The sequence below is a fragment of the Marinomonas sp. BSi20584 genome (genome assembly GCF_002792415.1).
Taxonomy (GTDB): Bacteria; Pseudomonadota; Gammaproteobacteria; order Pseudomonadales; family Marinomonadaceae; genus Marinomonas; species Marinomonas polaris.
Window position 1 is genome coordinate 1 of record NZ_KZ454913.1, and the last position, 7,165, is coordinate 7,165.

The 7,165-nt window shown below is 38.1% G+C and carries 7 protein-coding genes; 1 reads left to right on the forward strand and 6 read right to left on the reverse strand.

The genetic code is table 11. The features are described 5' to 3' along the window. Positions 1-431: 431 nt before the first annotated feature. The 6 genes from TY87_RS22185 to fahA form a co-directional block, all read right to left on the reverse strand. The gene (locus tag TY87_RS22185; protein ID WP_100188738.1) at positions 432-1,760 is read right to left on the reverse strand and encodes a TRAP transporter large permease; all 1,329 of its coding nucleotides are present in this window, start codon (positions 1,758-1,760) and stop codon (positions 432-434) included. Continuing rightward, positions 1,757-2,284 carry a TRAP transporter small permease gene (locus tag TY87_RS22190; protein ID WP_100188739.1) on the reverse strand — a complete coding sequence of 176 codons (528 nt, stop codon included), beginning with the start codon at positions 2,282-2,284 and terminating at the stop codon, positions 1,757-1,759. The genes TY87_RS22185 and TY87_RS22190 overlap by 4 nt, the downstream gene beginning before the upstream one ends. Further along, positions 2,284-3,330 carry a TRAP transporter substrate-binding protein gene (locus TY87_RS22195; protein WP_100188740.1) on the reverse strand — a complete coding sequence of 349 codons (1,047 nt, stop codon included), beginning with the start codon at positions 3,328-3,330 and terminating at the stop codon, positions 2,284-2,286. Before TY87_RS22195 ends, TY87_RS22190 begins: the two co-directional genes overlap by 1 nt. Positions 3,331-3,499: 169 nt before the next feature. Next, positions 3,500-4,060: a VOC family protein gene (locus tag TY87_RS22200; RefSeq protein ID WP_100188741.1), complete on the reverse strand. Its 561-nt coding sequence runs from the start codon at positions 4,058-4,060 to the stop codon at positions 3,500-3,502. A gap of 17 nt (positions 4,061-4,077) precedes the next feature. Next, a complete protein-coding gene (gene maiA / locus TY87_RS22205) occupies positions 4,078-4,722 on the reverse strand; it encodes a maleylacetoacetate isomerase (protein ID WP_198432173.1) in 645 nt (214 codons plus the stop codon). Positions 4,723-4,732: 10 nt separating this feature from the next. Then, complete coding sequence (fahA, locus tag TY87_RS22210) at positions 4,733-5,992, reverse strand: fumarylacetoacetase (RefSeq protein ID WP_100188742.1); 1,260 nt, start codon at positions 5,990-5,992, stop codon at positions 4,733-4,735. A 109-nt stretch (positions 5,993-6,101) separates the two neighbouring features. Here fahA and TY87_RS22215 point away from each other — a divergent pair, with 109 nt between their 5' ends. Continuing rightward, the gene (locus TY87_RS22215; protein ID WP_100188743.1) at positions 6,102-7,001 is read left to right on the forward strand and encodes a LysR family transcriptional regulator; all 900 of its coding nucleotides are present in this window, start codon (positions 6,102-6,104) and stop codon (positions 6,999-7,001) included. Positions 7,002-7,165 lie beyond the last annotated feature (164 nt).

Below are 7,165 nucleotides of genomic sequence, written 5' to 3' on the forward strand. Positions count from 1 at the left end.
GCATGATATCAAACACATGCAAGCCAGAAATCGTAAGAATTTTGGCTAGTTAAGCGGTAGCCTATAAGTGGCAGACAAAGTTAGTTTTTGTTGAATCTGAAAGTAACTTAGATTTGGCGATAAACATTTAAGTTTTAAAGTATCGGTGACTTCCATAAGTGGCTGAGTATTTTTAGCGACATGTGCACATTCCCATAATATTGGAGGTAAAGTTTACCTCAAAATAACTCTTCCTATTCATATTTCAATCGCGTCTGACACTTTGGAATACATTCAAAGATCTACTTTTTTCTTAAATTATCTAATCTAGAGCCTACCCCCCAGACATCTGATTAAAATCAATCTACACCATATAAAGCCAGTATAAACTCTTACTTACTGGCTTTATAGGAAAACCCAAACACATTTTTTAAAAAAGATAAAAATGCATATTATTTATAAATCATATCTGGCAACCACGTTGAAATTTGAACGATAAAAACAACGAGAAGTAAGCGAATTATATCCGCAGTCCAAAAAGGTAATACACCTCTAAAAATAGTCCCTGTTTTGACATCCCTAATAATACTACTTAACACAAAGACATTCATTCCGACAGGCGGCGTTATTAAGCTAATCTCAACGACAATAACCGCGACGATACCAAACCAAACCAAACTATAACCTAGCTCGGAAACTATGGGGAAAAATACAGGAATGGTAAGGAGGAGCATTGAAAAACTCTCTAAGACCATACCTAAAATGATGTAAATCATTAAAATAACGAAGATCACCAAAATGGGAGCAACATCTAGTGATAGAACAAAATCTACCATCATGCCAGGCAACCCTGCACGGTTAATAAAATCAGAAAATATTAACGCACCTATAATAATCACGAATAATGTAGCCGATGTTAGAGCGCTATCCGCTAGTGTTTTGAACAGAGAAGATAAACTCAGGCTTCGACGTAATAATGCAATAACCAATGCTCCTCCAGCACCAATACCTGCAGCTTCTGTCGGCGTAAATATACCTAAATAAATACCACCCATCACCAGAATAAACAGCCCCAAAATATCCCGTACTCCCTTTAGAGCATGCAGCCTTTCAGCCCAGCTCATTACTTCAGCAGAAGGACCTGCACTTGGGTCACGCCAAACAACATACTTAACAGCCCCAAGATATAGAAAGATTCCTAATATGCCGGGTATAAGACCAGCTGCGAATAGCTCTCGAATACTCGTTTCAGTTAATAACCCATACACAATCAACATTACACTTGGCGGAATTAAAATACCTAATGTGCCACCAGAGGCAATAGAAGCTGTTGCTAAAGCATCACTATAGCCATATTTTCGCATAGGTGGCATCGCCACTTTTGCCATTGTTGCAGCAGTAGCAAGACTAGAACCGCTAACCGCAGAAAAACCACCACAGGCAGCGATAGTAGCCATAGCTAAGCCACCTTTTTTGTGACAAAGAAATGCATATGAAGCAGCGTATAGTTGTTTTGAAAGGCCAGATCTTGTTATTAAATTCCCCATTAGAATAAATAGTGGAATTATTGAGAGGCCATAATCTTGCGCTGTATCAACAATGCGATTGGAAGCCATTGAAAGTGGGATACTCCACCTAAAATTCCCTATATTTTCCCAAGTTAGTCCGTTCAAAATAGCAAAGCCAAAAAAACCAACCACGCCCATTGCAAATGCAATTGGAATCCTTAATAGCATTATCATCATTAAAAGAACTGCAAAACTTATTAGGATCAAAGTCATTTCTTTTCTCCTAAATTTGGTAGTGTAAAGATTGATAATAAAAAATAAAGGAGAGCACTTATTCCGGTAACAAAGCTTAATACCGCAATATATTGAACAACAAGTCCAGTTTCAATATGCAAAAATTCAGTAGTAATATTACGCCTTAACATACGGGATCCAACATCCCATATTCTAAAGGATATAAAGTACAATGAAGATGAAATAACGATAGATGAAACTAATGCCAACACACGTAAATACGTGTTTTTTATAAATGCATCAATTAAATCGACCACAATATGCGAACCACGCCATGTAACAACAGGCATGACAGAGAAAATAACAATAGCTAAGCCAATCTCAGTTAATTCAGTGGCTCCGATTAAAGGATGATTAAGAAAATAACGACCAAAAACATCAACACACGTGAGGATCATAAGAGCAAATAGAGTGGCTGCTGCTATTAGCTCAAAGAAGAAGGCCAAACATTTCATTGGCCCTCTCTCCTCATAGTTTGCATTCAACCATGAGATAAAAGACATTAATTAACTCCAGCATCTTTTTGTTTAGTGGAGAACATTTGTGCTTCTATGCGGAGGAAATCTAATGCAGCTTGCGCATCAACTTTCTTACCTTTTACGGACTCTAACCACTGTTGATCTATACCATCCGTAACTTTAAGATAATCTAGTGACATCTGATCGCCATAACTGAGTAAATTAACTTTACCTCCATTTTCCTCAGAAAACTTTTTCGCTTCAATATCAGATTTATCCCAAGCAGCTCCTGCCATTAAAGATAAGCGTTCACCTGATACACTGCGAATTGCTTCGGCATCCTTTTCACCGATGGAGTCCATAAAATCAGGACTAATAAACATAGAAAACGCTCCCATGTACATCCCTGTAGGTAGCACAGTAACATAAGGAGCAACTTCAACTAAACGCATACCTTGTTGTTCAACCATAGGCATAAATGCACCATCAACCACCCCTGTTTGCAGAAGCTCGTAAACTTTATTTCCAGGCGCTGCGACAGGAATTACACCAAGTCGTTTACCTATTTCTGCTTGAACTCCCCCACCAATACGAATTTTTTTGCCTTTTAGGTCGTCTAAGCTATTTACAGGAAAGCTAGTATGCATAACGCCAGGTCCATGAGTAAATAAGCCAATAACCTCAAGTCCATCAAATTCATTTGCCGCTTGTAGGTATTTTTGATAAGTGCGCCAGTAAGCCAAAGAAGCCGCTTCTGCATTAGCACCAAGCCCAGGAAGCTCGACAATTTGCTCTAGCTCAAAGCGACCAGGAACAAAACCATTAAAACTAAAAGACGCATCAGCAACACTGTCTTCAACAACTTCAAATAGCTGGCCTGGGTTATTCGAGCTATTCTCAATATTAACTGTAACTCGCCCTTCTGTGGCTTCTTCAACCCACTTCCCCCAAGTTGGCCACACTACAGAATTTTGTACATGCGTAGGGGGTAACCAAGTACTTACATTTAGTACTGTCTGCGCTGAAACAGGTGTATTAATTCCTGCAACTACGGAACCGACTAATAATATAGAGCGAATTGTTTTAAACATATTTATTTCCTCAATGAAGTTTTATTTTTTTGTTTTTATTATTTCTACTACTAAGCAATAGCAGGAAATATTTTTCGAATTTATACCTAGAACATGGATCTAATGTTCCTAACACCTCTTTTTATAACGTTTACCTTTTCGTACTAATTAACGAATTAATGAAAATAATTTAATTGTTTTTATTACCTTCAAACTCTTCCGCATGAAGAAAAGCCGTATGCTTGGGAGCGCGTTTGGTTTTTGTCCACTCATCTAGCATTTCGTATTTGATTTCTTCTGTAATTTGAGCAATTTTAGCTTTAGCGGTTATATCGTCGTATGTCAGTTCAATTCGATGTCCATTTGGATCAAAGAAATAAATCGAATGAAATACACCATGATTTGTAATACCTAGTACATCGACATCATTTTCTTCAAGTTGTTTTTTTGCAGCTAAAAGCGTGTCGCGATCATGGACGCGAAGAGCAATATGCTGAACCCAGGTCGGAGTATTTTCATCGCGCCCCATTTTTGGCTGGGTGGGAAGTTCAAAAAATGCTAGTACATTGTCGTTACCAGCATCCAAAAAAATATGCATATAAGGATCTGGTTCTTTGGTTGAAGGTACTTGGTTCTCAGCAAAGGCTAAAATGAAATCCATATTAAGATTTTTCGTGTACCACTCCACAGTTTCTTTTGCATCATTGCAACGATATGCAACATGGTGAATTTGCTCTATTTTAAATGTCATAACAGTTTCCTCTAATATTAAGCCATATCGGGTTGTTTTTCTGGTTCGGCCTGAATAAATGCTGGATGCTCTTTACAAGATGAATAAACCGAAAGAATATTTGGGTAATTATCAAGGCTAATCTCAAAACGTCTGGCATTATAAATTTGAGGAACTAGACAGCAATCCGCCATGGTTGGAGCATCACCAAAACAGAATTTTCCAGGTTGTTTGGCTAAAACCTTTTCCAATGCATCAAAACCAACTGTAATCCAATGCTTATACCAATCATTACGATGTGTCTCATCGACATCTAATTTATTATTTAAGTATTGAATAACTCTTAAATTATTTACAGGATGAATATCACATGCAATGATTTGGCTAAAAGCACGAATATTAGCTCGCAAATTGACATCGTCAGGCATAAGCGATGTTGTATTAGGGTAGGCTTCTTCAAGATACTCAATTATGGCCAGTGATTGAGTAATAGTTTGTTCTCCATCAACTAGAGTAGGTACCAGCTTTATTGGGTTTATAGATTCATAATCAGCGGTATGTTGCTCCCCTCCATTATTTAACAGATGAACGGGGATGTACTCATATGACAGCGCTTTAAGGTTTAAAGCGATACGCACCCTATATGCAGCTGAACTTCTAAAATAGCTATAAAGTTTAATCATGATATTCGCCTTAATAATTAAACTCGTTAGCAGGAAGAATTTTTCCACGTACTTCACCAAACCCTACACGCACCTCATCTTTTTGAGCATATCCTCGTATGACGATGCCATCCCCATCTTCAATAAAGTATCGTGATTCACCATTATTTAAGGTAAGGGACTCTGTCATATTCCAAGTCAGCTCAAGCAAACTGCCACGACTCCCTTTATCTTTCCCTGAAATGGTGCCAGAGCCTAACAAGTCACCAACTTGCATATTGCAGCCACTGATGGTGTGGTGTGCAAGTTGCTGAGGCATTGTCCAATACATGTATTTAAAGTTTGTTTTACTAATAACCGTTTCATGACCTGCAACATCGAAAGATACTTCAAGGTTAATATCAAAATTGTTATCACGCTTCTCGCGTAAATAAGGCAACGGAAGAGGTTCTTGCTTAGGTCCGGAACAACGAAATGGCTCTAAAGCCTCAAGAGTCACTACCCAAGGCGAAATAGAAGAAGCAAATGTTTTTGAATTAAACGGGCCGAGTGGAACGTATTCCCATTGTTGGATATCACGTGCGGACCAATCATTGAGAAGTACCATACCAAATATATGCTCATGAGCGTTTTCAATAGAAACAGGCTTACCCATAGCGTTTGGACGCCCAATTATAAAAGCAGTTTCTAACTCAAAGTCTAATTTTCGAGAGCTAGAAAAAATGGGGCGTTCTGAATCAGGAACTTTGACCTGTCCGCTTGGACGAACTATATCTGTACCACTAACTACGACAGAACTAGCACGACCGTTATAACCAATAGGCAGCTCACTCCAATTAGGCATTAAGGCATGTTTAGGATCTCTAAACATACAGCCCACGTTAAAGGCATGCTCACGAGATGAATAAAAGTCAGTATAAGAAGAAACATGAATAGGCAAATGCATTTGTACATCGGCTTGGTTAATGATTGCTTTGTCGCACAGTTCGTTATTGTCACGTAATTCTGGATTATTGAAATCCAAAAGGTCTTGAAGGCGAGCCCGTGTTTCATGCCAGATTTCTTTTCCAAGAGAAATAAAAGGGTTAAGCGTGTCACAATTAAAAACAGAATTATCTGAAGTAGGAAGGAGGCCTGCTTCTTCAAGCTGACTCAAATCTATAATTTGGTGACCTATAGCGACACCTATCCGAGGGCTCAACTTGCCACTACTAAAAACTCCGTAAGGTAGATTGTGAATTGAGAAATCGCTACGCTCGTCAACAGGTAAAAATGTCTTTTTGATGTCCATAAGCCCTTCTATTTTTATTTTGAAGATATTTATCTTTATGTAAAAAATACTATAAGGTATATATTTATTAGACAAACAGATTATATTGATAAATATATAGGATAATCTAATGAATGTTACACTAAGGCAGTTACGAGCATTTCTGGCGGTTCACCAAGAGGGAAGCTTTACTAAAGCGGCAGAAAATCTGCACATCACTCAATCAGCACTTAGTAGTATCATCAAGGAATTAGAGCTCAACTTAGAATTAGGCTTGTTTGATCGATCGACCAGAAAATTAGAAACGTCCGAAGCAGGTAGAAACATTCTTCCTGCAGTTATCCGTATGCTAGATGAAATGGACGCTTTGACAAATGAAGTGATGGGCCTAAAAAAACTTGACTATGGCAAAGTAAGAATCGCTGTTGTTCAGCAACTAGCATCGGCTGAACTACCTAGGATAATCGCTCTATATAGTAAAATGTTTCCTCAGGTTGAAGTCAGTCTAATTGATTGTGGGGTAGAAAACGTACAAGAAATTGTCAACCTAGGTGAGGCGGATATTGGTATTGGACCAGAAAGAAAATTACTATCTAGCCTTAACAAACAGCTAATATTCTCACACCCTTTTCATTTGGCACTCCCCCCAAATCATCCGATTGCGAAAGAGGCCAGTATCAGATGGAAAGACCTTGCCAACCTAGAGCTAATAACTCTACGAGGATCCTTTACAGAGCTTATCATTGACAATTTATTACGTGAGTCTTCTGAGTATATAATTAGTCCGAAATACTTGGTTAACTTCATGTCAACGGCCTTGAGCATGGTTGCAAATGGTTTAGGAGTTACGATCTGTCTGCCTTATGCAATCGAATCAGTGAAACAAAATGGACTAGTTATAATACCTATTTGCGATCCTATTATTTACCGAAATTTTTATCTATACAGCTGTAAAAACCGGGAAAAACTACCCGCGGTGCAAAAATTCATTGATGTATTTTTAAAAAATATGCAGTTTAACAAAGTTTAAAAATAAGTTATTTAAAGCACTAGATGTAATATCTAGCCAACTCGGAGACAAGTATAGCAAGCTGTCATTTGGCCAAGTTTCGTAAATAGACCCGACAACGGTTAGACTCGTTAAAACTTCACGACAAATTCATAAGGAAACCACTATGCCTGAACTCAAAAATG

Coding starts and splice junctions, on each gene's coding strand:
- maiA (WP_198432173.1), bottom strand. CDS start 4,722: ATGATTAAACTTTATAGCTATTTTAGAAGTTCAGCTGCATATAGGGTG.
- TY87_RS22200 (WP_100188741.1), bottom strand. CDS start 4,060: ATGACATTTAAAATAGAGCAAATTCACCATGTTGCATATCGTTGCAAT.
- TY87_RS22195 (WP_100188740.1), bottom strand. CDS start 3,330: ATGTTTAAAACAATTCGCTCTATATTATTAGTCGGTTCCGTAGTTGCA.
- fahA (WP_100188742.1), bottom strand. CDS start 5,992: ATGGACATCAAAAAGACATTTTTACCTGTTGACGAGCGTAGCGATTTC.
- TY87_RS22215 (WP_100188743.1), top strand. CDS start 6,102: ATGAATGTTACACTAAGGCAGTTACGAGCATTTCTGGCGGTTCACCAA.
- TY87_RS22185 (WP_100188738.1), bottom strand. CDS start 1,760: ATGACTTTGATCCTAATAAGTTTTGCAGTTCTTTTAATGATGATAATG.
- TY87_RS22190 (WP_100188739.1), bottom strand. CDS start 2,284: ATGTCTTTTATCTCATGGTTGAATGCAAACTATGAGGAGAGAGGGCCA.